This window comes from Rhodobacter calidifons (assembly GCF_011174775.1).
GTDB classification, from domain to species: Bacteria; Pseudomonadota; Alphaproteobacteria; order Rhodobacterales; family Rhodobacteraceae; genus Tabrizicola; species Tabrizicola calidifons.
In genome coordinates this window covers 213,861-238,218 of the sequence record NZ_JAANHS010000007.1, presented here as the reverse complement: position 1 = coordinate 238,218, position 24,358 = coordinate 213,861, and the positions used below count along the sequence as shown (strand labels likewise).

25 protein-coding genes are annotated in these 24,358 nt (G+C 66.5%); 6 read left to right on the top strand and 19 right to left on the bottom strand.

Going from position 1 to position 24,358, the window contains the following annotated elements:
- The 3 genes from G8O29_RS11640 to G8O29_RS11630 form a co-directional block, all read left to right on the top strand.
- The coding region (locus G8O29_RS11640) for an OmpA family protein (RefSeq protein WP_166403401.1) at positions 1 to 1,807 on the top strand (1,807 nt) is incomplete at its 5' end.
- Between the two features lie 90 nt (positions 1,808 to 1,897).
- Entirely contained in the window at positions 1,898 to 2,884 is a 987-nt protein-coding gene (locus G8O29_RS11635) for an XdhC family protein (protein WP_166403400.1), read from the top strand.
- Positions 2,884 to 3,879 carry a molybdopterin-binding protein gene (locus tag G8O29_RS11630; protein WP_166403399.1) on the top strand — a complete coding sequence of 332 codons (996 nt, stop codon included), beginning with the start codon at positions 2,884 to 2,886 and terminating at the stop codon, positions 3,877 to 3,879. The genes G8O29_RS11635 and G8O29_RS11630 overlap by 1 nt, the downstream gene beginning before the upstream one ends.
- Positions 3,880 to 4,003: 124 nt before the next feature.
- On the opposite strand, the gene infC is transcribed toward G8O29_RS11630, so the two are convergent.
- Positions 4,004 to 4,492, bottom strand: a complete 489-nt coding sequence (gene infC / locus G8O29_RS11625) for a translation initiation factor IF-3 (RefSeq protein ID WP_437440805.1) — start codon at positions 4,490 to 4,492, stop codon at positions 4,004 to 4,006.
- Between the two features lie 259 nt (positions 4,493 to 4,751).
- On the opposite strand from infC, the gene G8O29_RS11620 reads away from it, so the two are divergent.
- The gene (locus G8O29_RS11620; protein ID WP_128516804.1) at positions 4,752 to 5,180 is read left to right on the top strand and encodes a hypothetical protein; all 429 of its coding nucleotides are present in this window, start codon (positions 4,752 to 4,754) and stop codon (positions 5,178 to 5,180) included.
- 200 nt (positions 5,181 to 5,380) lie between these two features.
- On the opposite strand, the gene G8O29_RS11615 is transcribed toward G8O29_RS11620, so the two are convergent.
- The 5 genes from G8O29_RS11615 to G8O29_RS11595 form a co-directional block, all read right to left on the bottom strand.
- The gene (locus G8O29_RS11615) at positions 5,381 to 6,199 is read right to left on the bottom strand and encodes a ferredoxin--NADP reductase (RefSeq protein WP_242679076.1); all 819 of its coding nucleotides are present in this window, start codon (positions 6,197 to 6,199) and stop codon (positions 5,381 to 5,383) included.
- A gap of 62 nt (positions 6,200 to 6,261) precedes the next feature.
- The gene (locus G8O29_RS11610) at positions 6,262 to 6,663 is read right to left on the bottom strand and encodes a DUF934 domain-containing protein (RefSeq protein WP_166403397.1); all 402 of its coding nucleotides are present in this window, start codon (positions 6,661 to 6,663) and stop codon (positions 6,262 to 6,264) included.
- Positions 6,660 to 7,412 carry a phosphoadenylyl-sulfate reductase gene (locus tag G8O29_RS11605; protein ID WP_166403396.1) on the bottom strand — a complete coding sequence of 251 codons (753 nt, stop codon included), beginning with the start codon at positions 7,410 to 7,412 and terminating at the stop codon, positions 6,660 to 6,662. The genes G8O29_RS11610 and G8O29_RS11605 overlap by 4 nt, the downstream gene beginning before the upstream one ends.
- Positions 7,402 to 9,072, bottom strand: a complete 1,671-nt coding sequence (locus tag G8O29_RS11600) for a nitrite/sulfite reductase (protein WP_166403395.1) — start codon at positions 9,070 to 9,072, stop codon at positions 7,402 to 7,404. Before G8O29_RS11600 ends, G8O29_RS11605 begins: the two co-directional genes overlap by 11 nt.
- Before the next feature lie 7 nt (positions 9,073 to 9,079).
- The gene (locus G8O29_RS11595) at positions 9,080 to 9,385 is read right to left on the bottom strand and encodes a DUF2849 domain-containing protein (protein WP_166403394.1); all 306 of its coding nucleotides are present in this window, start codon (positions 9,383 to 9,385) and stop codon (positions 9,080 to 9,082) included.
- 142 nt (positions 9,386 to 9,527) lie between these two features.
- Between G8O29_RS11595 and G8O29_RS11590 the strand changes: the two genes are divergently transcribed.
- Positions 9,528 to 9,989: an Lrp/AsnC family transcriptional regulator gene (locus G8O29_RS11590; RefSeq protein ID WP_166403393.1), complete on the top strand. Its 462-nt coding sequence runs from the start codon at positions 9,528 to 9,530 to the stop codon at positions 9,987 to 9,989.
- 127 nt (positions 9,990 to 10,116) lie between these two features.
- Here the strand turns inward: G8O29_RS11590 and G8O29_RS11585 are convergent, their stop codons facing one another.
- From G8O29_RS11585 to ssb, 8 genes are all read right to left on the bottom strand, one after another.
- Positions 10,117 to 11,292, bottom strand: coding sequence for a cytochrome P450 (locus tag G8O29_RS11585; RefSeq protein WP_166403392.1), 1,176 nt, complete (start codon positions 11,290 to 11,292; stop codon positions 10,117 to 10,119).
- A complete protein-coding gene (locus G8O29_RS11580) occupies positions 11,292 to 12,221 on the bottom strand; it encodes a DMT family transporter (RefSeq protein WP_166403391.1) in 930 nt (309 codons plus the stop codon). Before G8O29_RS11580 ends, G8O29_RS11585 begins: the two co-directional genes overlap by 1 nt.
- Positions 12,222 to 12,280: 59 nt before the next feature.
- Positions 12,281 to 13,024, bottom strand: a complete 744-nt coding sequence (tpiA, locus tag G8O29_RS11575) for a triose-phosphate isomerase (protein WP_166403390.1) — start codon at positions 13,022 to 13,024, stop codon at positions 12,281 to 12,283.
- Between the two features lie 112 nt (positions 13,025 to 13,136).
- Complete coding sequence (locus G8O29_RS11570; RefSeq protein ID WP_166403389.1) at positions 13,137 to 13,496, bottom strand: HesB/IscA family protein; 360 nt, start codon at positions 13,494 to 13,496, stop codon at positions 13,137 to 13,139.
- A 25-nt stretch (positions 13,497 to 13,521) separates the two neighbouring features.
- On the bottom strand, positions 13,522 to 14,337 hold the full coding sequence (locus tag G8O29_RS11565) for a DUF3307 domain-containing protein (protein ID WP_166403388.1): 816 nt from the start codon (positions 14,335 to 14,337) through the stop codon (positions 13,522 to 13,524).
- Entirely contained in the window at positions 14,330 to 15,013 is a 684-nt protein-coding gene (locus G8O29_RS11560) for a hypothetical protein (protein ID WP_166403387.1), read from the bottom strand. Before G8O29_RS11560 ends, G8O29_RS11565 begins: the two co-directional genes overlap by 8 nt.
- Positions 15,014 to 15,092: 79 nt before the next feature.
- On the bottom strand, positions 15,093 to 15,446 hold the full coding sequence (locus G8O29_RS11555; RefSeq protein WP_166403386.1) for an SUF system Fe-S cluster assembly protein: 354 nt from the start codon (positions 15,444 to 15,446) through the stop codon (positions 15,093 to 15,095).
- A 91-nt stretch (positions 15,447 to 15,537) separates the two neighbouring features.
- A complete protein-coding gene (ssb, locus tag G8O29_RS11550) occupies positions 15,538 to 16,062 on the bottom strand; it encodes a single-stranded DNA-binding protein (protein ID WP_166403385.1) in 525 nt (174 codons plus the stop codon).
- A gap of 235 nt (positions 16,063 to 16,297) precedes the next feature.
- On the opposite strand from ssb, the gene G8O29_RS11545 reads away from it, so the two are divergent.
- Complete coding sequence (locus G8O29_RS11545) at positions 16,298 to 16,882, top strand: lytic transglycosylase domain-containing protein (protein ID WP_166403384.1); 585 nt, start codon at positions 16,298 to 16,300, stop codon at positions 16,880 to 16,882.
- 32 nt (positions 16,883 to 16,914) lie between these two features.
- On the opposite strand, the gene G8O29_RS11540 is transcribed toward G8O29_RS11545, so the two are convergent.
- From G8O29_RS11540 to G8O29_RS11520, 5 genes are all read right to left on the bottom strand, one after another.
- Positions 16,915 to 19,017, bottom strand: coding sequence for a dipeptide ABC transporter ATP-binding protein (locus tag G8O29_RS11540; RefSeq protein ID WP_166403383.1), 2,103 nt, complete (start codon positions 19,015 to 19,017; stop codon positions 16,915 to 16,917).
- 4 nt (positions 19,018 to 19,021) lie between these two features.
- Positions 19,022 to 20,434, bottom strand: coding sequence for an ABC transporter permease (locus tag G8O29_RS11535; RefSeq protein ID WP_166403382.1), 1,413 nt, complete (start codon positions 20,432 to 20,434; stop codon positions 19,022 to 19,024).
- A 12-nt stretch (positions 20,435 to 20,446) separates the two neighbouring features.
- Positions 20,447 to 21,535, bottom strand: a complete 1,089-nt coding sequence (locus G8O29_RS11530) for an ABC transporter permease (protein ID WP_166403381.1) — start codon at positions 21,533 to 21,535, stop codon at positions 20,447 to 20,449.
- Between the two features lie 80 nt (positions 21,536 to 21,615).
- A complete protein-coding gene (locus G8O29_RS11525) occupies positions 21,616 to 23,250 on the bottom strand; it encodes an ABC transporter substrate-binding protein (RefSeq protein WP_242679064.1) in 1,635 nt (544 codons plus the stop codon).
- 224 nt (positions 23,251 to 23,474) lie between these two features.
- Positions 23,475 to 24,275 carry an AraC family transcriptional regulator gene (locus G8O29_RS11520; RefSeq protein ID WP_166403380.1) on the bottom strand — a complete coding sequence of 267 codons (801 nt, stop codon included), beginning with the start codon at positions 24,273 to 24,275 and terminating at the stop codon, positions 23,475 to 23,477.
- Positions 24,276 to 24,358 lie beyond the last annotated feature (83 nt).

Genomic DNA, 24,358 nt, shown 5'->3' with positions numbered 1-24,358 from the left:
GGCCCAGGCCGAAGCCGAGGCACAGGCCGCCGCCGAAGCTGCCGCTGCACAAGCTGCCGCAGAAGCTGCCGCCGCCGAGGCTGCGGCACAGGCTGCCGCGGCCGAAGCCGCTGCCCGGGCGGAAGCCGAGGCACAGGCCGCCGCCGCTGCCGCCCAGGCCGAGGCTGATGCCGCCGCCGCAGAAGCTGCCGCGCAGGCCGAAGCCGCTGCCGTGCAGGCCGAGGCCGAAGCCGCTCAAGCCGCTGCCGCCGAGGCCGCTGCCGCCGAGGCTGCTGCCCAGGCCGAAGCCGAGGCCGCGGCCACTGCCGAAACCCCGGTGGTCGAAGAGCCGGTGGTCGAAGCCCCGGCCGAGGCGGTGCCCGAAGAGGCGACCGAAGATGCGACCGTCGTCGAGGCCCCCGCCGCCGAGGTTGCAGCCGAAGGGGCGATCATCGACCAGGCCACCGGCGAGGTGGTCGATCCCGAGGCCGCCGCCGCCGCGGTGGCGGCCGCCGAAGCCGAACTGGTCGCGCCTTCGGGCGAAATCGTCGATCCGGCCGCCGGTCTGAAGGTGGCCGAACCCGATCCCGCAGTCGCAGTCGATCCGATCGACGCACCGGTCGTCAGCGAAAGCGAAGTCGAGGGCCTGACGCAGCTTCTCACCTCCGACCCCACGGCGATCGATCCGGCTGCGCTTGCGGCCGCGACCCTGGTCACCGCAGCGCCCGATGCCGGAGCGGCCAGCGGGAATGCCGCCCCGATCCTCGAGGCGGATCCGGCCAGCCTGGTGGCAACCGTGACCCAGACGATCACCGACGCCGACGCCCGCTCTTCGTCGCAGGAATTCGCCGCGGCACCCGTGGCGTTGGCCGGGGGCAAGAAAAGCGGCCTGTCCGATCTGGAAAAGGCCGGGCTTCTGGTCCTGGGCGCGCTGGCTGTCGGTGCGATCATCAAGAACAACCAGGCCGCCGCGGCGACGCCCACGGTCTCGACCATGGGGCCGCAGGAGGCCCGCGTGGTGTCGAACACCGGGGACCGGGTGATCGTGCTGCAACCGGACGGCACCTACCGGGTGCTGAAAGACGACGATGCCGTTATCCGGCGCCCCGGCTCGACCGTGCGGACCGAGACCTTCAAGGACGGCTCGACCCGCACCATCGTGGAACGGGCCGACGGGACGCAGGTGGTGACGATCCGCGACGCCACTGGGCGCGTGCTGCGGCGCGCGACCTACGACAGCCTGGGCCGCGAGATCGTGCTGATCGACGATCTGGAAGTGGAGCGTCCGGTCATCGTGCGCGATCTGCCGAAGCCCCGGCGCCCGATCGTGATCTCGTCGAAGGACCAGGACTACGCGCTGAAGCGCGAACTGGCGCGGGTCGAGGCGGAACGGGTCGGCCGCAAGTTCTCGCTGCGCCAGATCCGCGAGATCCCGGCGGTCCGGGCGCTGGCCGCCAAGCTGGACGTCACGCCGATCACCTTCGCCAGCGGCTCGGCCGCGGTTGCCCCGCAGCAGGCGCGCAATCTCGCCGATCTGGGCCGGCTGATGCAGGACCTGCTTGCCGACAACCCGCGCGAGATCTTCCTGATCGAAGGTCACACCGACGCGACCGGCAAGGCGGCGATGAACCTTGTGCTGTCCGACCGTCGCGCGGAATCGGTGGCGCTGGCGCTGACCGAATATTTCGACATCCCGCCCGAGAACATGGTGGTGCAGGGCTATGGCGAGACCGAGCTGCTGATCGACACCCAGGCCAGCGAGCCGCGGAACCGCCGGGTCGAGGTCCGGGTCATCACGCCGCTTCTGCGGACCGCCACGATCCGCTGAGCGTTCCCCCTACCAAAGTCGCGCCGCAGCTGCCGCTGCGGCGCATTCATTTCTGTGGCAAAGCTCCGGTCGCAGCCGCATAATCCCGCCATGACCCGCGCCAGCCACGACCAGATCCCCGAAGCCGCCCTTGCCTGGCACCAGAGCGGCACAGGTGCCGCCCTTGCCACGGTGATCGAGACCTGGGGTTCGGCCCCGCGCCAGGCCGGCAGCCAGCTGGCGATCTCGGGCACGGGCGAGATGGTCGGCTCCGTCTCGGGCGGCTGCGTCGAGGGCGCGGTCATCACCGAGGCGCTGGATTCCCTGGCCGACCGCAGGTCCCGCGTCCTGACCTTCGGCGTCTCGGACGAAACCGCCTTTGCCGCGGGCCTGGCCTGTGGCGGCACGATCCGCGTCCTGGTCGAACCCGTGGGCGAGGGAGCCGAGGCCCTGCCCGAGGCCATGCTGGCAGATCTGGTTGCCGCCCGCGCCGCGCCCCGCGCGCTGGCCGTCGTCACCAGCCCCGCCACCTGGACGCGCCGCCTCGTCGCGCCTGGCGAGGATCCCGCCGTCGACGCCCGTTTCAAGTCCGACCGTTCGGGGATGGAGGAGGACGGCCGCTTCATCGCCATTCACAACCCGCCCCTGCGGTTGATCGTCGTCGGCGCGGTGCACATCGCCCAGCCGCTTCTGGCCATGGCCCGGCTCTGCGGCTATGCGCCCAGCCTGATCGATCCGCGCGCCGCCTTCGGCTCGGCCGCCCGATTCCCGGGCGAAACCATCCTGGACGACTGGCCCGACGCGGCGCTGGCCCGCCTGCAACCCGACGCCCGCACCGCGATCGTGACCCTGACCCATGACCCGAAACTGGACGACCCGGCCATCCGCCAGGCGCTGTCCTCTCCAGCCTTCTACCTGGGGTGCCTCGGCTCGACCCGGACCCATGCCAGGCGGCTGGAGCGGCTGGCCGATGCCGGTTTCACCCCCGACCAGCTGTCCCGCATCCATGCCCCGGTCGGCCTGGACATCGGTGCCCGGACCCCGGCCGAGATCGCCGTGGCGATCCTGGCCGAGATCACCGAAACCCTGCGAAAGTAATGCGCTTCGGCCCGGTTCCCCTGTCAGAAGCCGAGGGCGCGATCCTTGCCCATTCGGTCGCTCTGCCCGAAGGCCGCCTGCGCAAGGGCTGCATCCTTGGTCCCGAGGAGGTCGCGCAGCTTCGTTCCCTTGGCCGGGCGGAGGTCATCGCCGCGCGCCTTGACCCGGATGATCTGCACGAGGACGCCGCCGCCCTGGCCATCGCGCAGTCCCTGGTGCCCGAGCCCTCCCGCGCGGGCCTGACCCTGTCTCCGGTCGGCACGGGCCGGGTGAATGTCCACAGCGCTGTCACCGGGCTTGCCGAGGTGCTGGCCGACCGGGTGATTGCCCTGAACGCGGTGGATCCGATGATCACGCTGGCGACGGTGCCGCCCTGGCAGCGCATGGCTGCGCGCGAGATGGTGGCGACGGTGAAGATCATCGCCTACGGCGTCCCGCGCGCCACCGTCGAGGCCGCCTGCGCCGCAGGTCATCGGGCGTTGCGGATGCAGCCCGTTGCGCTGTCCCGTGCCGCGCTGATCCAGACCGTGACCGACCGTGACGATGGCGAGAAGGGTCACCGCGCCATCCAGGGACGGCTCGAGGCGCTGAACATGGCGATGCTGCCGAAATGCGTGGTCCCGCACCGGGAGGCCGATCTGGCCGCCGCCTTGACGGCGGTCTCGGGGGCGGACCTCATCCTGATCCTGACGGCCTCGGCCACCTCGGACCCGCAGGACGTGGCGCCACAGGCGGTCAGGCGTGCGGGAGGCAGCGTCGAGCGGTTCGGCATGCCGGTCGATCCCGGTAACCTGCTGTTCCTTGGCCGACTGAACGGCATCCCGGTGATCGGCCTGCCCGGCTGCGCCCGCAGCCCGGCGCTGAACGGCGCGGACTGGGTGATGGAGCGGGTGATCTGTGGCGTGCCCGTCACCAGCGCCGATATCGCCGCGATGGGGGTCGGGGGACTGTTGAAGGAGATCCCCCAGCGGGGCCGGCTGCGCGAGGCGAAATGAAGAGGGGGGCAGCCTGCCCCCGCACAGTGGTCCGCGTCGCCCCTCCTCGTGCGACTTCGTCTTCTCGTCGGGGACCCCGCCAGCGAGGAGCGACGCAGTAGACGACGAACGGTGCCACGCAGCGCTACTTCGGTGCGACCATCATCACCATCTGGCGGCCTTCCAGCCGGGGCATGGACTCGATCTTGCCCGCCTCGCCCACATCGGCGGCGACGCGGTTCAACAATTCCAGCCCCAGCTCCTGGTGAGCCATCTCGCGGCCGCGGAAGCGCAGCGTGACCTTCACCTTGTCGCCTTCGGCAAGGAACTTCAGCACCGAGCGCATCTTCACATCATAATCATGCGTGTCTGTGCCCGGGCGGAACTTGATTTCCTTGATCTCGATGATCTTCTGCTTCTTGCGGGCCTCGGCCTCGCGCTTCTGCGTCTCGTACTTGAACTTGCCGAAGTCCATGATCTTGCAGACCGGCGGCACGGCGGTGGGCGAGATTTCCACCAGGTCCAACCCGGCTTCCTCGGCCATCTGCAACGCCCGGGCCGGGGTGACGACCCCGACATTCTCGCCATCCGCACCGATCAGGCGGATTTCCGGAGCGCGGATGCGGTCATTGATGCGGGGACCGGTTTCGCGTTGCGGCGGGGCATTGTGGGGTCTGCGGGCTATGGCTGTTGTCCTTTGATGGTTGATTTTGCGGCCGCAATCTAGGCGAGCGCGGGCCGGTCTGCAACCCGGACAACCTGCGTTTCGTCAAGAATCCTGCGGCTTTCAGCCTTTTTCGACAGGCCCGGACCCGTCGGTCTTTTCATTCCCGGGCCAAACTGCCATATGACCTCAATCCGGGCCATTGCCCCCGGTCATAGGAGAATATGACATGAACAGAACCGTAATCATCGGCGCCATCGTCGTCCTTCTTGCCGCTGGCGGCTACTACCAGTTCAGCTACAAGCCTGCTCAGGAAGCCGCTGCTCAGGCGAAAATGGCCGAGGAACAAGCCGCCGCCGCCGCCAAGGCCGCAGAGGAAGCTGCCGCGAAAGCCGCCGAAGAGGCTGCTGCTGCGGCTCAGAAGGCGGCTGACGAAGCTGCCGCCGCTGCCTCCGCCACGGTCGAGGCGGCAGGCGATGCCGCCGCCGCGCTTGACCCGGCCAATTTCAACGCCGATGCCGTGGTTGCCCTGATCGACGGCTCGACGCTGGACGATGCGACCAAGACCACGCTGAAGACCGCTGTCGAGGCCGCCCGCACCAATCCGGCGCTGGTCGCCGACACCATCGCGCAGATCAAGACCGCGCTTGGCATGTAATCGTCGGGCCTGACCCGACACTCGAAGGCCGCGAGGGTGAACCTCGCGGCCTTTTCTTTTGCGCGGCGCGGGTGGCCAAGCCGTGAAAAAGGCCGCAGGGATCACCCCGCGGCCCGTACTTTCTTGGTTAGCGCCGCATGAACACGAATTTTCAACCCATTGAAATCATTGGCAGGCGATAAGGCGCCACGCGCGGCGCGTCAGATGCCGTCGCCCACGAAGGCCTTCTCCACCACAAATTCCTTCGGGTCGGAATTGGCTCCCTCGCGCAGGCCGAAGCCTTCCAGGATCGCCTTCACGTCGATGTTGAAGGCAAGGCTGCCGCAGACCATGGCCCGGTCCTCTGCCGGGTTCATCGGCGGCAGATTCAGATCGGCAAAGACCTTGCCCGAGGACAGGTTGTCGGTGACCCGCCCCATGTGATGGAAGGGCTCGCGCGTGGTGGTCGGGTAATAGATCAGCTTGTCGCCGACCATCTCGCCGATCAGCGGGTCGTCCTTCAGGCTTTCCACCAGCTGCCGGCCATATTCCAGCTCGGCCACCTCGCGGCAGGTGTGCATCATGATGACCTGGTCGTATTTCTCGTAGGTTTCGGGTTCGCGCATCAGGCTGGCGAAGGGCGCGATCCCGGTGCCGGTGGCCAGAAACCACAGCCGCTTGCCGGGCAAAAGCGCGTCATGCACCAGCGTGCCCACGGGCTTGGGCCGCAGGATGATCTCGTCGCCGGGCCGGATGTGCTGGAGGCGGCTGGTCAGCGGACCGTCGGGCACCTTGATCGAGTAGAACTCCAGCTCCTCGTCCCAGGCGGGCGAGGCAATGGAATAGGCGCGCAACAGCGGTTTGCCCCTGTCATCCAGCAGCCCGATCATCACGAACTCCCCCGAGCGGAAGCGCAGCGACGGTGGCCGGGTCACGCGGAAGGAAAAGAGGCGGTCCGTCCAGTGCTTGACGCTTGTCACGGTCTGGGCATCGGGCAGGTGGGGCTTGGCGGGGGCGTTCATCAGCATCGCTTCGGTCATGAGGGTCATCCCGGCCATAGACCGGCCTTCCGTGTCTAGCGTTGATCGAGGTCAAGCGGAAGTCAGGCGCGCAGGCGCGCCTGATAATCATGCGCCTGCCAGCCGGCGCGGAACTGCCAGTGCTCCCAGGGCTGGCGCTGCGCGAGGTCATCGGGGATCTCGGCCCCGTCGAACCCCACCCGGCGCAGCATGGCATACTGGTCGGCGATCACCGGCCCCAGGGCCAGAAGCTTCCCCCTGTAGCCCATCTCGCGCAGGCGGCGGGCGATGGTGAAGGCGCGGCCGTCGTTGAAGGCGGGGAAGGCCACGCGGATCAGGGCGAGCCGGTCGAGATGGCCGGCCAGCGCGGCGGGGTCGTCGGTGTTCGACAGATCGACCGCCGTCTGATCGGTCAGGTGGGCCAGCGGCACGACCTCGGCTTCGGTTCCCGGGCCAAAGCCCGCATCGGTCACGACAACGCTCATGCCGCGTTCTCCCTGGAGGTTCTCACGGCCTTGCCGTCGATGAAATGGATGCCGCATTCGGTCTTGGCCTGCCCGCGCCAGCGGCCTGCACGGGGGTCTTCGCCGGGTTTCACGGGGCTCGTGCAGGGCGCGCAGCCGATGGAAGGGTAGCCCCTGGCCACCAGGGGGTGTCGGGGCAGGCGGTTCTCGACCATGTATTCCTCGATGTCCTCGCGGCCCCAATGGGCGAGCGGGTTGACCTTGATGCGGAAATCGCCCTCGTTCTCGAAGAAGTCGAGCGTGCCGCGGTCGGCGTTCTGGAACCGCTTGCGCCCGGTGATCCAGCCGTCGAAGGGGGCCAGAGCGCGTTCCAGCGGTTCGACCTTGCGGACATGGCAGCAGGCGTCGGTGTCGAACTGGTGCAGCGTGCCGTCGGGGTCTTCAAAGCTGACGCGGGCCGGGTTGGCGCGGATCGTGCGGATGTCGCAGAGGTTCAGCTTCTCGGCCAGTTCCCGTTGATAATCCAGTGTTTCCTGGAAGAGCATCCGGGTGTCGATGAAGAGGACGGGCGTTTCGGGCGCGATCACGCTGACCAGGTGCAGAAGCACGACCGATTCCGCCCCGAAAGAAGACACCAGCGCCACCTTTCCCAGATCGTCGTCTTTCAGCGCGTGCTCCAGCACGGCGGTCGCCGAATGATGCCTGTAGCGCGCGTTCAGCGCCGCCACACGCTCGGCCACCGGGCCTTCGTGGCGCCCATCACGCGGCATCCTGTGTCCTTTCGGTCTCGTAGAGCGCGGCCTTGAACGGCTCCATCCCGACGCGGCGGAAGGTCTGAAGGAAGGTCTCCGCAGGCTCCAGCCGCAGGTCGAGATAGGCGCGCAGGATGCGTTCGATGGCAGGCACGATCTCGTCATAGGCAAAGCCCGGCCCGGTCTTTTCGCCGATCACCGCGTCTTCGGTGCCGTCGCCGCCAAGGGTGATCTGGTAGTTCTCCACCCCTGCGCGGTCGAGGCCGAGGATGCCGATATTGCCCACGTGGTGATGCCCGCAGGCGTTGATGCAGCCGGAAATCTTGATCTTCAAGGGGCCGATCTCGTGTTCCAGCTTCAGCGCCTCGAAATGGGTGGCCAGTTCCTGCGCCACGGGGATCGAGCGGGCGGTCGCCAGCGCGCAGTAGTCCATGCCGGGGCAGGCGATGATGTCCGACAGAAGCCCGACATTGGCCGTGCCCAGCCCCGCCTTGACCAGTTGGGCATGCAGCGCGGGCAGGTCCGACTTGTGGACATGCGGCAGGATCACGTTCTGTTCGTGGCTGATCCGCAGGTCGGAATGGCCATATCTTTCCGCAAGATCGGCGATGAGCCGCATCTGCTCGGAGGTCGCATCGCCCGGCGTCTTGCCGTGCGCCTTCAGGCTGATGGTGACGATGGCATACTGGTCGTTGCGATGCCGGGTCAGATTGGTGTCGGCCCAGGCGCGGAACACCGGGTCGGCCCTGTAGAAGGCGTCATAGGCATCCGTCGGCGCGTTGCGGAAGGCGGGGGGGGCGAAGGCCTGGCGGATCTCGGCCAGCAGCTTCTGGTCGGCCCCGCCGAACTGGGGGCGCAGCTCGGCAAAGCGGGCCTCGATCATCTCGGTGATCGCTTCCTTCCCGGTCTCATGCACGGTGATCTTGATCCGCGCCTTGTACTTGTTGTCGCGGCGGCCCAAGGTGTTGTAAACGCTGAGAATTGCCTCGACGTAAGGCAGGAGGTCGGCCTCGGGCAGGAAGTCGCGGACGGTGACGCCGATCATCGGGGTCCGGCCGAGGCCACCGCCGACGATGACCTCGAAGCCGGGCTCGCCAACCGCGTTGCGGACCATGCGCAGGCCGATGTCGTGGGCTTTCGTGACCGCGCGGTCGTTGGGTGAGCCGGTGATGGCGATCTTGAACTTGCGCGGCAGGAACTGGAACTCCGGGTGGTCGGTGGACCATTGGCGCAGAAGCTCGGCGTAAGGACGCGGGTCGGCGATCTCATCCGCGGCTGCCCCGGCGAAATGGTCGGCGGTGACGTTGCGCACGCAGTTGCCGGAGGTCTGGATCGCGTGCATCTGCACATCGGCCAGAGCCGAGAGGATCGCGGGCACGTCCGGCAGTTTCGGCCAGTTGAACTGGATGTTCTGCCGGGTGGTGAAGTGGCCATAGCCCTTGTCCCAGGTGTCGGCGATATGGGCCAGTTGCCGCATCTGGCGCGGCGAAAGCGAGCCATAGGGGATCGCCACGCGCAGCATGTAGGCGTGCAGTTGCAGGTAAAGCCCGTTCATCAGGCGCAGCGGGCGGAATTCGTCCTCGGTCAGGCTGCCATCCAGACGCCGTTCGACCTGCTGGCTGAACTGCGCGACACGGGCGCGGACGAAGGCTTCGTCGAAGTCGGAATAGGAATACATTGCGCCCTCAGTTCGCCAGATCGGCCTGCTTGCCGTGGGGATAGTTGGAAGGCCCGCGGGTGCGGAATGCCTCGCGGAAATGGGTGGGCTCGGGGCCGTTCGGGCCGGGGCGCGCATCGGCCAGATAGGCGCCGACCACGGTCAGCTTCTGCGCATTGGCGAACAGAAGCCGCATCTGGGCATGGGCTTCGTCCTCGATCAGCTCGGCCTCGTGGTGGAAGGGCGACCAGCGGTCATCGGCCGTCAGATAGACGACATCGCCTTCGCGCAGGCGGTTGGCGGTGACGATCTTCGGGGTGAAGCGGCGGCTCATGATGCCCTCGGGCGCTGGAAATCCTTCCGAGAATATAGAATATTTTCCCACCCCGGGGCCAGACAGGCTTGCAATTAAGGAAGCTTGTTCCGATACTGCACAGAAAGGAAGCCAATGTTCCGGGAATGAGGGGAAATCAGGAATGACCGCCGCGCTGGACGATCTGGACCGGAAAATCCTGTCCGAACTGCAACAGGATGCCGAGCAGTCGCTGGACGAAATCGCCCGCAAGGTGGGCTCGTCCAAGACGCCGGTGTGGAACCGCATCCGGCGGATGCGAGAGCAGGGGGTGATCACCCGCACCACGGCGATCCTCGACCCCGAGGCGCTGGGGCTGGAGGCCTGCTTTTTCGTGCTGATCCGCACCAGCGAGCATGAGGCCGAGTGGCAGCGGAAATTCCTGAAGGCCCTGCGCGAGCGGCCGGAGGTGCTGGAGGCGCACCGGCTGGCCGGCGATATCGACTATATCCTGAAGGTCCGGGTGAAGAATGCGCGGGCCTACGACACCTTCTATCAGGCGCTGATTTCCGAGGTGAAGATCTACAACGTGACCGCGCTACTGAGCATGGAAGAGATCAAGTCCACCACCGTCCTGCCCCTGTGACGGCGGTTGTCGGAAGGAGCGCTGACGCGCAAGTCCTTTGTCTCGTCGTCGGCCTGCGCCTCCTCCTCGGGCGAGGGGGGCGCTGCCCCCAGACCCCCGGAGTATTTGGGACATGGGCAAGCAGCGGTCAGGTCGTGACGCGCAGCGCGCTTAGGCCGTGGAAGTGGTAGACGTCGGCATAGGCCGGCCTGGCGGCGAGCTTCAGGGTCGGATGCCGACGGAACAGGATCGGCAGCGCGATCTGCAACTCCAGCCGGGCCAGCGGTGCGCCGACGCAGAAATGCAGGCCCGCGCCGAAGCTGACATGCGGCTTTGCGGGACGGGTCGGGATGAAACGGTCGGGCTGGTCCCATTGGCCGGGATCGCGGTTAGCGGCAGCAAGGAGAAGGCCCACCTGATCGCCGCGCCGGAAGGTGTGGCCCATGACCTCGACCTCTTCATAGGCATGGCGCGTGAACATGTGCAGGGGGGGATCGAAGCGGAGGATTTCCTCGACGGTCGCTTCCACGCTGTCGGGGCCGAGGGCCGAGAGCGGCGTCCGGGTTTCCAGGAGCGTCTTCACCCCGTTGCCGATGGTGTGGACGGTGGCCTCGTGCCCGGCGTTCAAGAGCAGGATGCAGGTGGAGATGAGCTCGTCGGTGGAAAGCCGCTCACCCTCCATCTCGGCGGCGATGAGCTGGGTGATGAGGTCATCTGCGGGCCGTGCGCGACGCTGGTCGATATAGCCGCGCAGGAAGGCCACGAAAGCCTCGGTCGCGGCGACGGCGCGGTCCTCCATCGCCCGGGTCCGGCCGGCCTGATACATGCCGACCATGGCGTTCGACCAGCGCAGGAGGTCGGGAGCCATCTCTTCGGGCACGCCAAGAAGCCGGGCGATGATGCGGACGGGCAGGGGCTGGGCGAAGCCTTGCAGCAGGTCGAAGGGGCCGTCGGGGAAGGCGCGGATCAGCTCTTCGGCAAGCTGCGCGATGTCCGGCGCCAGGCCCGCGATCCGGCGCGAGGTGAAGGCGCGCAGGACCAGGTTGCGCAGCCGGGTGTGGCGGGGCGGCTCAAGCTCCAGCATCGAATGGGCCTCGACCGCGTAGAAAGGGGCAAGATGGGGCGGGACCGGCAGGGGGTCCACCGGCTCGCGCCCGAAGCGGCGGTCGCGGAAGATCGCGTTCACGGCGGCGGCGTTGCCGGTGCAGACAAGGCCGTAGTCCTCCCAGCGGAAGAAGGGGCCAAGCCGGCGGGCGCGTTCATAGAACGGGTAGGGGTTCTGCACGAAGGCGGGGTCGGTCGGGGACTGGGCGAGGCTTTGCATCATCGGGGTCTGGCAGACAGGACGGGGGCGATGAGGCCCTGGGCGATCAGAGCTCCGGTCACCACGATGATGGCGCCCAGCGTCTGGGCCCAGTTCCAGGGCCCGCCCAGGACGAACACCATCAGCATGACGTAAAAGGGCACCGCATTCATGTGCATCGAGGCCGCGCCGATGCCGATGCGGCCGACCGCGATGATCCACATCAGCTGGCTGACCGCCATCGAGCCGATGCCGAAGACCGCCAGGCCGCCGAATTCGGCGGGGCCGATGGCGGGCCAGTCCGGCCAGTTGCCGCGGATCAGCCCGTCGCCCAGCGCCGCGATCAGCGCCACCGCCGCGCAGCCGGCCAACGTGATCGTGACCCGTCCCAGGGGCGAGAGGTCGGGCAGGGCCTTGACGGTTTCGCGCGATCCCCAGGCGTAGAGCGTCACCGAGGCAAGCGCGGCAAGGACGCCCAGACCGAAATCAACCTTGCCCTCGGCGCCGCTGACGGCGATCAGGCCGCCGATCAGCGACAGCGCCAGGCCAAGCGCCAGCGCACGGGAAAAGGGGCGCTTGTCGGCAAAGCACTCCAGCAGGATGCCGACCAGGGGCATCGCGGCCGAGACGATGGCAACGGTGACCGGATCGTTGAACTGAAGCGCAAGGATGACGAAGAACGAGGCGAGGCCCAGCGTGACAAAGCCCACCCATGCGCCCCGGACCCAGTTGGCGCGTGTCACGGTCCCGATCCCTTCGGCCGCGATCCAGACCGGCAGCAGCACCAGCGCCGCCAGTGTGGTGCGGGCGGCGGTCAGGGCGATGGGCGGCATGTGCGGAATGATCAGGTCGGCGGCGGGAAGGCCCGCCGCCCAGACCACCATCGAGGCAAGGCAGATCAGGTTTGCGGCCAGCAGTGACCGGCGCGCATCGGGGGAAATTGCGGTCATGGGCGCACGCTACGTCCCGGCACCGGCCCGGGCTGATCCATCAGCGACAGGCCATGTCGTCAGGCGGCCGAGAGCGCTGCGACGATGGCGCCGAAATCGGCCGCCTTCAGGCTGGCGCCCCCGACCAGCGCACCATCGACATGCGGGATCGCGAAGATGTCGGCGGCATTTGAGGGTTTGACCGACCCGCCATACAGGATGCGGACCTTTTCGGCCTCGCCCCCGATCAGGCCGCGCAGGCGGCCGCGCAGGAAACCGTGCACCTCGGCGATCTCGCTTGGCATCGGGGTCCGGCCGGTGCCGATGGCCCAGACCGGCTCATAGGCCACGACGAGGTTTGTGGCCGTTGCCCCCCCCGGGATCGACCCGTCGAGCTGGGTGCCGATGACGGCAAGCGTCTTGCCGGAGTCCCGCTCGGCCTCGGTCTCGCCGATGCAGACGATGGCAGTCAGGCCACCGTCCACCACCGCCTCGGCCTTGGCACGCACCAGCGCATCGGTTTCGCCATGGTCGGTGCGGCGTTCGGAATGGCCGACGATGACATGCGTCGCCCCGGCATCGCGCAGAAGCGGGACCGAGATGTCACCGGTATGCGCGCCCTTCGGCCTGGGGTGGCAATCCTGCGCGCCGACCTTGAGGGCCGTGCCGCGCGCCTGCGCGGCCATGGCGGCGATCAGCGTCGCGGGCGGGCAGAGCAGCATCTCGCAGGCCGGATCGGGATGCGCCTCCAGAAGGGCGGACACTTCGGCCAGCGCGGCCATGGTGCCGTTCATCTTCCAGTTTCCGGCGGCGAGTTTCTTCATCTGTCGGTTCCTTGTGCAGTCCGGACACGCCTAGCGTGGAGCGCCGGAAAGGAAAAGGCCACAGATCGGCAACACAGCGTTTGTGGGCTGCGTCCGGCTGTCCCGGGTCGGCTCAGGCCCCGGGCGTGTCGCGGAACTTGATTGATTCGCCGCAGCCGCAGGATTCGACCACATTCGGGTTGCGGAACTTGAAGCCGCTTTCGATCAGCCCGGTCTCATAGTCGATCTCGGTGCCGATGAGGAACATCTGCGCCATAGGCGCGATCATCACCCGGGCACCGTCCTGTTCCACCACCTCGTCCAGCGGGTTGATCGAGGTGGCGTATTCCATGGTGTATTCCATGCCGGCGCAGCCGCCCTTCTTCACGCCGATGCGCAGGCCCTGACTGCCCTCGCGCTGCATCAGCCGACGGATCTGGACAGTGGCGGCGGGGGTCAGGGTAACGGCGGCCTTGCCGGGTATGCCGAACATCGCGGTAAACTCCTTCAAAATCAGTTTAGGGTGTCGCGGGCGGTAATCCAAGCGGCGGTTGCAAGGCAAGCCCGGCCAGGGTCGCATAGGCGACCACAAGCGCCCAGCCGAAAGAGGCCAACGTGCCGATGATGACATATTCGGACAGCGCCCGGTCATCCTTCAACGCGCCATAGCGCAGGATCGACTTGGCCGCCATCAGAAGGCCCACGCCCTGCGGCTGGCCGATCAGCACCAGGACGAAGATCAGCCCGCGCTCCAGCAGCCCGATCACCCGCCCGGCACCCGGCAGTCCCTCGGCCGCGGTCTCGCCCGGCAGGTTGGCTGCAAAGGGCTGCATCAGCAGGCCGACCGCAAAGCCGCCGGCGCGGGTGGCTAGGATGAAGCCGGTCAGCAGGACCATCAGCGCGGGGATATGGCCGACCGGCAGCGGGTCCGCCTCGGACCAGAGGCCCGTGCCCGGGATGCCGCCATCGTCGCCCGTCACAATGGCTCCGGGTGCCCAGAGCCCGGCCGCCCAGAGCCCGGGCAGCCAGAAGGTCAGCGCGATGAGGCTGACCAGGTGCAGGGCCTGGTCGATGAGGAAGGGGGCAAGGCCGCCGGCAGGACGCAGGCGCCGCGTTGCCGCAAGCTTGCCCAGGTCGATGGCGACATGCACCAGGGCCAGACCCAGCAGCGCCGGGTGCAACGATCCGGTCGCGACGATGGCCGTTGCCAGCACGACCGCTCCGTGCAGGCCCAGCGCCAGGGGATTGTGCTTATTCGCGACCATCCGTTTGGTCTGGAACACGAAATCGGCCAGCGTATGGGCGAAGAGCAGCGCGATGAGGGTTTCAGTCACGTTCCCCGTCCCAGGCCGAACCTTGTTTCAGTCCTTCCCAACGCCGCAGGACCGATGCAATGGTCGCAGTCCCCGCACCGCGCAGCCGATCGTTCACCGCCTGAGGACTGATGTTCAGAACCTGTCCAATCTCGAAGAGCGTCCTGACCCTTGCAGGGGACGACAGGTGCAGCGCAGCCGCCTCTGCCTGAGCCACGGTCCATTTGCTGATCCGCTCGGCAAGCAGATCGGCAATCAGCTGATCCTCGACAAGTATGATCCGGTCACTTTCAGCACTCTCGGTCTTGTTGAGGGCAAAGCGCCAGCTGCCGCCCAGTCCGTCCAACCCCCGTCCGGACAATGCGAAAGCTTCGCCGGCGGCATCCGAAAGATCGGTTGTGCCGAGGCTGTCGACGGTCCCGACGCCGATCGAGATTCGGCTTTCCATGCCTAGCGCGATCAGCCGGGCCTGGATGACGACGGCGGCGCGCAGGGCAAGGCGAGGTTCGGCGAGGACTATCTGCCAGCCATCGCCCCGAAAGCGTGTAAAGCGGGTATCGGTCGGCGTGCGGTGCCAGTCCGCAATCGTGATCGCGGCTTCGCGAATGGCCCGCATGGCAGCGTCGATCAGGCCGACCGGTCGATTGCTGGACGCAACTAGGTCGCCGGTAATTACTGCGGCAAGTGTCTGTCGCATAAGGCCCTGAACCTTGATCTGTTCAATGTCAGGTTCTACGCCTTTAAAGACCCATTATCAAGTCTGGAAGCTTGATGTCCTACATGAACCCCAGTTCCAGCCGCGCCTCGTCGGACATCATCTCCATGCCCCAGGGTGGATCGAAGGTCATGGTGACATCGACCTGTTTCACGCCCGGCAAGGGTTCCACCGCATTGGCGACCCAGCCCGGCATCTCGCCCGCCACCGGACAGCCGGGGGCGGTCAGGGTCATGGTGATCTCCACCTCGTTCTCCTGCCCGATCTCGATCGTGTAGACCAGGCCGAGGTCGAAGATGTTCACCGGGATCTCCGGGTCATAGACCGTACGGCAGGCCTCGACGATCTGCGGATAGAGCGGATGGTCGGTGGTCGAGGGCTTGATCAGCGGTTGGCCCTCAGTCTGGTCCTGCATGGCACTGTCTCGGCGGTTCGGGATGTTGACCGATTATATAGGGAATGGGCTGGCCAAGGTCCAGTGCTGCCGGCAGGCATGTGTGGTCCGCTCAGAACGGGATCTCGTCGTCCATGTCCGACCGGCCGCCGCCGCCCGAGGGCGCACCGCCGCCGAAACCGCCGCGCCCGCCGCCCGAGGCGCCGCCGCCATAGCCGCCACCCTGGCCGCCCTCGTCATAACCGCCGCGGTCGTCGTAACCGCCGCCAATGCCGCCGCCTTCGCCACGGCCGCCCAGCAGCGTCAGGTTGCCGTTATAGGGCCGCAGGACGATTTCGGTGGTGTATCTGTCCTGCCCCGACTGGTCCTGCCACTTCCGGGTTTCCAGCGCACCCTCGATATAGACCGTCGAGCCCTTCCTCAGATATTGCTCGGCGATCTTGCCCAACGCCTCGTTGAAGATGGCGACGGAATGCCATTCGGTGCGTTCCTTGCGTTCGCCCGTATTGCGGTCACGCCAGGTTTCCGATGTGGCGATGCGCAGGTTCACCACCTTGCCGCCGTTCTGGAAACTGCGCACCTCGGGGTCGCGGCCGAGGTTGCCGATGAGAATGACCTTGTTGACCGACCCCGCCATGCGAATCTCCCTTGGCTTCACTCCGGGGCAGCTTCGCCGCGGATGGTTAACAAACCTATACCTTGCTTCCGGGCGGCTGCAACCGGGGCCTCGGGCGCGGTTGGCGGGGTCGGGAAAGCCCGACAACTCGCGTCTGGAAAATTCCGTCGGCTTGGTTATAGTCACGCGGGTCTTGGCAGGGTCTCCGGGCGGGGTGAGGGTGGATTTCGGACTTTGGATTGCTGGCCGGACCATCATGGTCGCCGTTCTGGCGCTGGGCGCGCCGGGTGTGGTGCTGGCCGAAGGTCTGAACATCACCGGCTCGTCCAAGTCGCGCAGCGCGATCTTCAAGTCGCAGTCCGACCTGATCGACCGGAAGCTTTCCAAGCAGTATAGCGGGTCGGTAAAGCTGACGCCGAAGTACAAGAAGGGCGAGGATGTGGCCGAGGCGAGGGGGATCCCGACCTATCGCGGCAGCTACAGGGGCGCCTATCTGGAAGTTGCCAGGATGGCCGCGCGCAAGCATGGCGTGCCAGAGGACCTGTTCCTGCGCCTTGTGCAGCAGGAAAGTGGCTGGAACCCGGTCGCGGTGTCGGTCAAGGGCGCTACCGGCCTTGCGCAGCTGATGCCCGAGACCGCGAAGATCCTGGGCGTGGACATCCATGATGCCGAGCAGAACCTGGAAGGCGGCGCCCGCTATCTGCGGATGATGTTCGACAGGTTCGGCACCTGGGAACTGGCTCTGGCGGCCTACAATGCCGGGCCGGGCGCGGTCGAGCAGCACAAGGGCATCCCGCCCTACGCCGAGACAGAGAATTACGTGAAGGCGATCCTGGGGTAGGACGGGCAGCCTTGCCCATCCCGCGGGCTGCTTCACTCCGCCGCGATCTTGATCACCGGCTCCATCGTCGCCAGCACCTCAGGTGAGAGGTGGCACTTGATATGGTGTCCACCCTCCAGCACCCGAACCGGGGGCACCTCGCGGTCGCAGAGGCCCGCCGGGGTCACCTGGGATTTCCAGCGGCAGCGGGTCTGGAACGGGCAGCCCGGCGGCGGGTTCATCGCCGAGGGGATGTCGCCTTCCAGCACGATGCGCTTGCGGGTGACCTTGGTGTCGGCGATCGGGACGGCGGACAGAAGCGCCTCGGTATAGGGGTGATAAGGCGGCGCGAAGACCTGGTCGGTGGTGCCCATTTCGACCACATGGCCAAGATACATCACCATCACCCGGTCCGACAGGTAGCGCACGATGGACAGGTCGTGGCTGATGAACAGAAGCGTCGTCTTGTTCTCGCGCTGGATGTCCATCAGAAGGTCGGTGACAGCGGCCTGAACGCTGACATCCAGGGCCGAGACGGGTTCGTCGGCCACGACCACCTTCGCGCCCCCGGCAAAGGCGCGCGCGATGCCCACGCGCTGCTTCTGCCCGCCCGAAAGCTGCCGCGGCATCCGGTCGGCGAAGGCGCGGGGCAGTTTCACCAGATCAAGCAGTTCCAGCATGCGCTGATGGCGCTCGGCGTCGGACTTGCCGTAGTTGAAGATCTCCAGTGCCCGGATGATCTGGCGGCCTACGGTCATCGAGGGGTTCAGCGTGTCGAAGGGGTTCTGAAACACCATCTGCACCTGGGACACAGTGTCGGTGTTGCGCTTCTGGATGGGCGTCGATTGCACGTTTTCGTCGAAAAGCATGATGCTGCCGCTGGTCGCCGTCTCCAGCCCCATCAGCACCTTGGCGAAGGTGGACTTGCCGCAGCCGGATTCGCCCACGATGGCCAGGGTCTCGCCCTCGCGCGCCTCGAAGCTGAGCGTTTCGTTCGCCTTCACCACCTTCCTGGCCCCGCCACCGAAAGCCCCGGTCGAGACGGAATAATACTTGCGCAGGTCCTCCATCTTCAGGACGACCTCGCCGATCTTGGCCTTCTCCTTCACCGCGCGCTTGGCGGGGGGCGCGTCCCAGTCGATCTCCTGCCAGCGCAGGCAGCGGCTTTCGTGACGGTCGTCGCCGGGGACGCGGCTCATCGGCACATCGGTCTCATCGCAGCGGCCCTTTTCGAAATAGTCGCAGCGCGGGCCGAAGTTGCAGCCCTTGGGGCGTTCGTGGGGCAGGGGGAAGTTGCCGGGGATGCTGATCAGGGGCCGGGCGTTCTTGTCGGCGCCCGGCAGCGGAATCGACCGGAACAGCGCCTGGGTGTAAGGATGGCGCATCCTGTCGAAGACTTCGGTGACATTGCCGGTTTCGACCGCCTCGCCGGAATACATCACGCAGATCCGGTCGCAGACATCCATCACCAGGCCAAGGTTGTGGCTGATGAACAGCATCGAGGTGCCGTATTTCTTGCCCAGTTCCTTGACCAGATCGACGATCCCGGCCTCGACCGTGACGTCAAGCGCGGTGGTGGGTTCGTCCAGGATCAGCAGCGCCGGCTTGGCCATCAGCGCCATGGCGATGACGATGCGCTGCTGCTGGCCGCCCGAAAGCTGGTGCGGATAGGCGTTGATGATGCGGTCAGGGTCGGGCAGGCGCACGTCGGCCACGATCTGGCGGGCCAGTTTCCAGGCCTCGTCCTTCGCCATGCCGGAATGCAGCATCGGCACCTCGGCCAGCTGCGCGCCGATCTTCATCGCGGGGTTCAGGCTTGCCATCGGCTCCTGGTAGATCATCGCGATCTCGCTGCCCCGGATGTGGCGCAGCTCCTCGTCGTCCATCGTCGCCAGGTCGCGGCCCTTGAACTTCATCGAGCCGGAAACGATGCGCCCGGTCTTGCCCAGTTCCCGCATCACGGCCAGCGCGACGGTGGACTTGCCGCAGCCGGATTCGCCCACGAGGCCCATCGCTTCGCCCGGCATGACCGTGCAGGAGAAATCCATCACCGCCGGGATTTCGCGCAGGCGGGTGAAGAAGGAGATCGAAAGGTGCTCGATCTCCAGGATCGGCTGCGAGGGGTCCCAGGCTGTTTCGGCTGCGGAAGCGGTCATGGCGTCAATCCCTCAGGCTTTCTTCGCGCAACCCGTCGGCCAGCAGGTTCAGGCCCAGGACGAGGCTCATCAGGGCAAGGGCCGGGGTGACGGCTGGGTGGGGGAAGAGGTTCAGAAGCTTGCGACCGTCGTCGATGGTCGAGCCCCAGTCCGGGCTGTCGGGTGACACGCCAAGGCCGAAGAAGCCCAGCGTGCCGAGCAGGATCGTGGTATAGCCGATGCGCAGGCAGAAATCGACAATCAGCGGCCCGCGGGCGTTGGGCAGGATCTCCCACAGCATGATGTACCAGGGACCCTCGCCGCGGGTCTGGCCGGCCGCCACATAGTCGCGCGCCTTGATGTCCATCACCAGACCCCGGACGATGCGGAACACGCCGGGCGAGTTCACGAAGACGACCGAGACGAAGACGTTCAGCATGTTCGGCTGCATCGACCAGATGCCCAGCGGATCCCTGTTGAAGGCCAGGCCCGAATAGGCCCAGAGGCCGATCAGCAGCACCAGTCCGACATAGAGATTCCGCTTCGGTGGGTTGGTGTGGTAGCGGCTGTTGAACAGCACGATCAGGAAGATGATCGGGAAGATGAACAGGAAGGCCGCCAGGACGATCGGGATCCCGGTGTTGCGGATCTCGGGCGTGACCAGCAGGTAGAACAGCAGGATCACCGGGAAGGCCAGCACCAGATTCGCCAGGAACGAGATCACCGTGTCGAGCCTGCCGCCGAAATAGCCCGCCGGCAGGCCCAGCGTGATGCCGACCATGAAGGCGAACAGCGTGGCGGCCGGGGCGATCTTCAGCACCTCGCGCGCACCCATGACCATCCGGCTGAACACGTCGCGCGCCAGGTGGTCTCCGCCCAGAAGATACCAGCCGTAGGCGGTGTCGGGGGCGGCGCTGCCGGGCGGCTTGTTCTTCAGGCCGGACATCTGGGCGAAGGCGTCATGGGTCGCGATCACATCGGCAAAGATCGCGGTGAACACCCAGAACATCACGATGGCAAAGCCGATCATCCCCACCGTGGAGTCGAAAAGCTTGCCATAGAGCCCCAGCTTGCGGCGATAGCGGATCGACAGGACGAAGGTCGCCGCCAGCGCGGCCCAGGCCGGCCAGAAGCGGACGGCCATCGCGCCCAGGATGCCCGCCTCGACCGGCGAGGGCATCACGGCGCCCGCCGCCAGCATGCAGATGATCGCGCCCAGTGCGGCGAAGAAGCTGTAGCGCACGGCAAGGCTGGCAAGCTCACCGGGCGAGCGCGCCGCGGCGGCCGTGCCGTCCGGGCCGGGCAGGCGCGGGGCGTCGAGACCGGCGAGGACGAAAACAAGCCGCGCCGCAAGCGCCAGAGCCAGCGCCAGAAGCGCCACCTGCAACAGCGGCAGCAGGACGGTTCCGGCGGTTCCAGTCCAGGTCAACTGATCCATGCGCGCGCTCCCTCAGGCCAGCCGGATGCGGGGGTTCAGGAAGACATAGCCGATGTCCGAGATCAGCTGCGTCATCAGGACGACGATCACCGCGACGACGGAACAGGCCAGCAGAAGCGGGATGTCGTTGTTGGATGCCGCCTGCACCAGCGTCCAGCCGAAGCCCTTGTAGTTGAACAGGCTTTCCACGATCACCACGCCGTTCAGAAGCCAGGGGAACTGCAGCATGATGACCGTGAAGGGGGCGATCAGAGCGTTTCTCAGCGCGTGCTTCATCACCACGGACCGGAAGGGCACGCCCTTCAGCCGCGCGGTGCGGATGTATTGCTGGGTCATCACCTCGGTCATCGAGGCGCGGGTCATCCGGGCGATGTAGCCGATCCCGTAAAGCGCGATGGTCATCACCGGCAGGGTGAAGTTCCAGAAGGTGATCTTGTCCATCGCCGAGGTGGCCGAGGCCAGGAACAGGGTCTTGTTCGGCTCGATCAGCCCGTAGCTGGCCAGCAGCGGCGAAATCCCGGTCGAGGCGGTGGCGAACAGCGCGACCAGGATCACGCCCGAGACATATTCCGGCGTCGCGGTGGTGGCGATCGAGAAGGTGGACAGCGTCCGGTCGGTCACCGATCCCTCGCGCATCCCCGACAGCACCCCAAGCAGCAGCGAGGTCGGCACCATGACCAGCATCACCGCCAGCATCAGCCAGCCGGTCGCGGCCAGCTTGGCCCCAAGGGAGCCGGCGACCGGGGCCTTGAAGAAGGTCGAATAGCCCCAGTTGCCTTGCAGAAGTCCGCAGTATCTTGGTGCGAGCGCCGGGTCCTGCCCGATCTGAAAGCAGCGTCCGCGCGACTGGCCCTTCTCGTCGGTGTAGGTCCAGCCCGGCACCACGCCCAGCCACTGGCCGTAGCGCAGGAAGATCGAGCCGGAATGTCCGTTCTTCACGATCCAGTCCTGCACCGCCTCGTCGGTCATGCGGACCGAGCCCTCGGTGCGGGCCAGCTTTTCCAGGTTGGGCGGCAGGTTGGTGAGGTAGAAGACCACGAAGGTCAGGGCAATGGCGGTCAGGAGCATGACCCCCAGCCGCCGGAGCACGAACAGTCCCATGCCGGTCCCCTTCTGTTCATTCTTCTTGGGAGGGGCGCGATGATCGCGCCCCTGTCCGAAGATTCAGCCGGTCAGGCCGGTCAGGCCATCGACCACTTGTAATGGTGATGCTCGAACGAGGGGTGATGCTCGAGCCCCGCGAAACCTTCCTTGTGATGGCTGTACAGCGACCGCGAGAACGGGTTGATGATGTAGCCTTCCTCTTGCAGGATCGTGCCCATCTTCGCGGCCAGTTCCCGCCGCTTGTCGGCATCAGCGATGGCAAGCGCCTGCGCCATCAGCGCATCGAATTCGGGGTTGGCCATGCCGGTTTCGTTCCACGAGCCGGTCGAGGTGTAGGCCAGGCTCATGTTCTGCACCGCCAGCGGGCGGTGGTTCCAGGTCGTGGACGAGAAGGGATACTTCTGCCAGTCGTTCCAGAAGGTCGAACCCGGCATGACCGTGTGCTTGATCTTCATGCCCGCATCCTTCAGCTGGGCCTGAACCGCCGCCGTGGTCGCCGCCTCCCAGCCGTCGTCCAGCGAGATCACTTCGAATTCCACGTCCTTCAGTCCTGCGGCTTCCAGGGCCGGCATCAGCCCCGCGGGGTTGATCACCTGCTTCGGAAGCTCCGGATATTCCGGGTGGATCGGGAACATGTGGTGGTTCTCGCCCGTGGCGCCGAGGTTGTTGTAACCCAGTTCCAGCACCACCTTCGGATCGACCGCCAGCTGGATCGCCGAGCGCACGGCCCTGTCCTTGTAGAGGTCCGAAGTCGAGTTCATCCGCACCACGATGGTCGAGGCGGTGACGAGTTCCTCTTTCACCAGACCCATGCCGTCGAGGATGTCGATGAATTCGCCCACCGATTCATAGTTCGCATCCACCTCGTCCGAGGAGAACAGCGCGACCATCGCGGCCGGGTCGGTGCCGAAGTCGATGTAGTGGATCTCGTCCAGCGGCGCGGTGCCGCCCCACCAGGTGTGGTTCGGGGCGCGGACGAGGATCGCGCGCTGGCCGACCGAGACCTCTTGCGGGACGTAAGGCCCGGTGCCGATCGGGTTGGTCGAGGGGTCCTGGCCGTCCTGGAACGAGGAATGCACCACCGCAGCCGGATAGTCGGCCAGGTTCGGCACCACGGCGATGTCCGAGGCGGTCAGGTTCAGCTGGACCGTCATGTCATCGACCTTGACCACCGCGCCGTCGCGCAGCGTCTTGGTTTCGGGATCGACCAGGCCGGGGAAGCGCGAGGCCATCGCGTTGCCCTCGACATTGCCGTCGGTCCAGCGGGCGAAATTGCGCACCACGTCGTCGGCCGTGAAGGGATCGCCGTTGTTCCAGGTAATGCCGGGGCGCACCTTGAGGATGTACTGGGTGGCGTCCTCGTTGGCTTCCCAGCTTTCCAGCAGCCGGCCTTCGAAGCTGCCGTCGTTGTTGTACTGGATCAGATATTCCAGCCAACCGCGATAGATGTTGGCGATCTGCGGCCAGTCGGCCAGGCGCGGGTCCTTGGTGCCCTTCACCTCCATCGCCACGCGGATCTTGCCGCCGACCTTGGCCTCCTGCGCCTGGGCGGGGGCGGGCAGGCCGATCAGGCCATAGGCGGCAGCGGCCGAGACACCCAGCGCAGTCGTGCGGGTAAGGAATTCGCGGCGGCTGAGCTTGCCATCGGCGTGTTCGGTTGCATACATCTGCGCCGCGGGATGCAGTTTGGCGCCGGTCTTCAGGTCTTTCATCTTCGTCTCCCTGCGAGTTTTTTCTTTGGTTGCGGCAGTGCGATCTGTCTCGCCAAGCGTTGCTTTGGCCGCGTCGGCACAGCCCGAACGTCACAGCGCGACACACACCCCCATCAGGCCATTGCGCATCTTTTTCGCCAATCCGTCAACGACTGCTTTCGACAATCCGTAGCACATTCACGACATGGGCAGGTCGAATTCTGACAGATCGTGTCGGAATCCGCTCAACCGGCGCGACGGAAGGCGGTCGGCGATTTGCCGGTGACGTGCTGGAAGGCGCGGGTGAAATAGGCCGGTGAGTTGAAGCCCAGCTGTTCGGCGATCCGGCCCACGGGAATGCGGGTTTCCGCCAGCAGCTTGCGCGCCTCGAAGATGCGGCGGTCCTGCAACAGGGCCGAGGCGGGCCGACCGCAGGCGGCATTGCAGCAGCGGGTCAGATGCGTGGGCGTCACCCCCAGCGCGGCGGCGAAATCGGCGACGTTCATGCCGGTGCGGAAGTTGCGTTCCAGCAGCGCGGTGTAGCGCGCCACCAGGCGGCGGGTCGCATCCTGGCGCGGCGCCTCCAGCGGATCGGCCTTGCGCACCTGACGCTCCAGCCAGACGCCGAGAAGGCCGACATAGGCTTCGGTCGCGCGATCATGGGCCGGCGTGTCGCTTTCCAGTTCCCGCAGGATCGAATCAAGCAGGACGTTCACCTCCTGCTGGGCATGGACCTCGCGGATGCGCAGATGCTGCGGCGTCTTCGGCAGGACGACCTTCGGCTCGCGCCCGAAGAACACGGCGGTGCCAAAGACCTGCGGGCCGGCCTCGAAACCGTGCATGACGCCGGCGGGGATGAAGATCGCATTATGTGCCGTGTAGCCGCGCGTCACCCCCGAGATCGTGATGCGGCCCTGGCCCTTGGTGAACCACAACAGGCAGGGTTCGGACAGCGAACGCATGGCCTCGACCCGCCAGCGACCGCCGGAAGCAAGGCGCGGGATCGCGACAAGGCGCAGTTGCGAGGGCGGAGCGACGATCGGCATTGGTCCAGTTCCCTTGGCAGAGCCGCTGACAGTGGCAGTTAAGCAGGCCTCGGGCGACAACCCAAGCGATTTTCCGGTCACCG

Excerpts from the sequence above, each read along its gene's own strand:
- G8O29_RS11635 (WP_166403400.1), top strand. The coding sequence starts at position 1,898 with ATGACCCGCGCCAGCCACGACCAGATCCCCGAAGCCGCCCTTGCCTGG.
- G8O29_RS11630 (WP_166403399.1), top strand. The coding sequence starts at position 2,884 with ATGCGCTTCGGCCCGGTTCCCCTGTCAGAAGCCGAGGGCGCGATCCTT.
- G8O29_RS11620 (WP_128516804.1), top strand. The coding sequence starts at position 4,752 with ATGAACAGAACCGTAATCATCGGCGCCATCGTCGTCCTTCTTGCCGCT.
- G8O29_RS11615 (WP_242679076.1), bottom strand. The coding sequence starts at position 6,199 with ATGACCGAAGCGATGCTGATGAACGCCCCCGCCAAGCCCCACCTGCCC.
- G8O29_RS11610 (WP_166403397.1), bottom strand. The coding sequence starts at position 6,663 with ATGAGCGTTGTCGTGACCGATGCGGGCTTTGGCCCGGGAACCGAAGCC.
- G8O29_RS11605 (WP_166403396.1), bottom strand. The coding sequence starts at position 7,412 with ATGCCGCGTGATGGGCGCCACGAAGGCCCGGTGGCCGAGCGTGTGGCG.
- G8O29_RS11600 (WP_166403395.1), bottom strand. The coding sequence starts at position 9,072 with ATGTATTCCTATTCCGACTTCGACGAAGCCTTCGTCCGCGCCCGTGTC.
- G8O29_RS11595 (WP_166403394.1), bottom strand. The coding sequence starts at position 9,385 with ATGAGCCGCCGCTTCACCCCGAAGATCGTCACCGCCAACCGCCTGCGC.
- G8O29_RS11590 (WP_166403393.1), top strand. The coding sequence starts at position 9,528 with ATGACCGCCGCGCTGGACGATCTGGACCGGAAAATCCTGTCCGAACTG.
- G8O29_RS11585 (WP_166403392.1), bottom strand. The coding sequence starts at position 11,292 with ATGCAAAGCCTCGCCCAGTCCCCGACCGACCCCGCCTTCGTGCAGAAC.
- G8O29_RS11580 (WP_166403391.1), bottom strand. The coding sequence starts at position 12,221 with ATGACCGCAATTTCCCCCGATGCGCGCCGGTCACTGCTGGCCGCAAAC.
- tpiA (WP_166403390.1), bottom strand. The coding sequence starts at position 13,024 with ATGAAGAAACTCGCCGCCGGAAACTGGAAGATGAACGGCACCATGGCC.
- G8O29_RS11570 (WP_166403389.1), bottom strand. The coding sequence starts at position 13,496 with ATGTTCGGCATACCCGGCAAGGCCGCCGTTACCCTGACCCCCGCCGCC.
- G8O29_RS11560 (WP_166403387.1), bottom strand. The coding sequence starts at position 15,013 with ATGCGACAGACACTTGCCGCAGTAATTACCGGCGACCTAGTTGCGTCC.
- G8O29_RS11555 (WP_166403386.1), bottom strand. The coding sequence starts at position 15,446 with ATGCAGGACCAGACTGAGGGCCAACCGCTGATCAAGCCCTCGACCACC.
- ssb (WP_166403385.1), bottom strand. The coding sequence starts at position 16,062 with ATGGCGGGGTCGGTCAACAAGGTCATTCTCATCGGCAACCTCGGCCGC.
- G8O29_RS11545 (WP_166403384.1), top strand. The coding sequence starts at position 16,298 with ATGGTCGCCGTTCTGGCGCTGGGCGCGCCGGGTGTGGTGCTGGCCGAA.
- G8O29_RS11540 (WP_166403383.1), bottom strand. The coding sequence starts at position 19,017 with ATGACCGCTTCCGCAGCCGAAACAGCCTGGGACCCCTCGCAGCCGATC.
- G8O29_RS11535 (WP_166403382.1), bottom strand. The coding sequence starts at position 20,434 with ATGGATCAGTTGACCTGGACTGGAACCGCCGGAACCGTCCTGCTGCCG.
- G8O29_RS11530 (WP_166403381.1), bottom strand. The coding sequence starts at position 21,535 with ATGGGACTGTTCGTGCTCCGGCGGCTGGGGGTCATGCTCCTGACCGCC.
- G8O29_RS11525 (WP_242679064.1), bottom strand. The coding sequence starts at position 23,250 with ATGAAAGACCTGAAGACCGGCGCCAAACTGCATCCCGCGGCGCAGATG.
- G8O29_RS11520 (WP_166403380.1), bottom strand. The coding sequence starts at position 24,275 with ATGCCGATCGTCGCTCCGCCCTCGCAACTGCGCCTTGTCGCGATCCCG.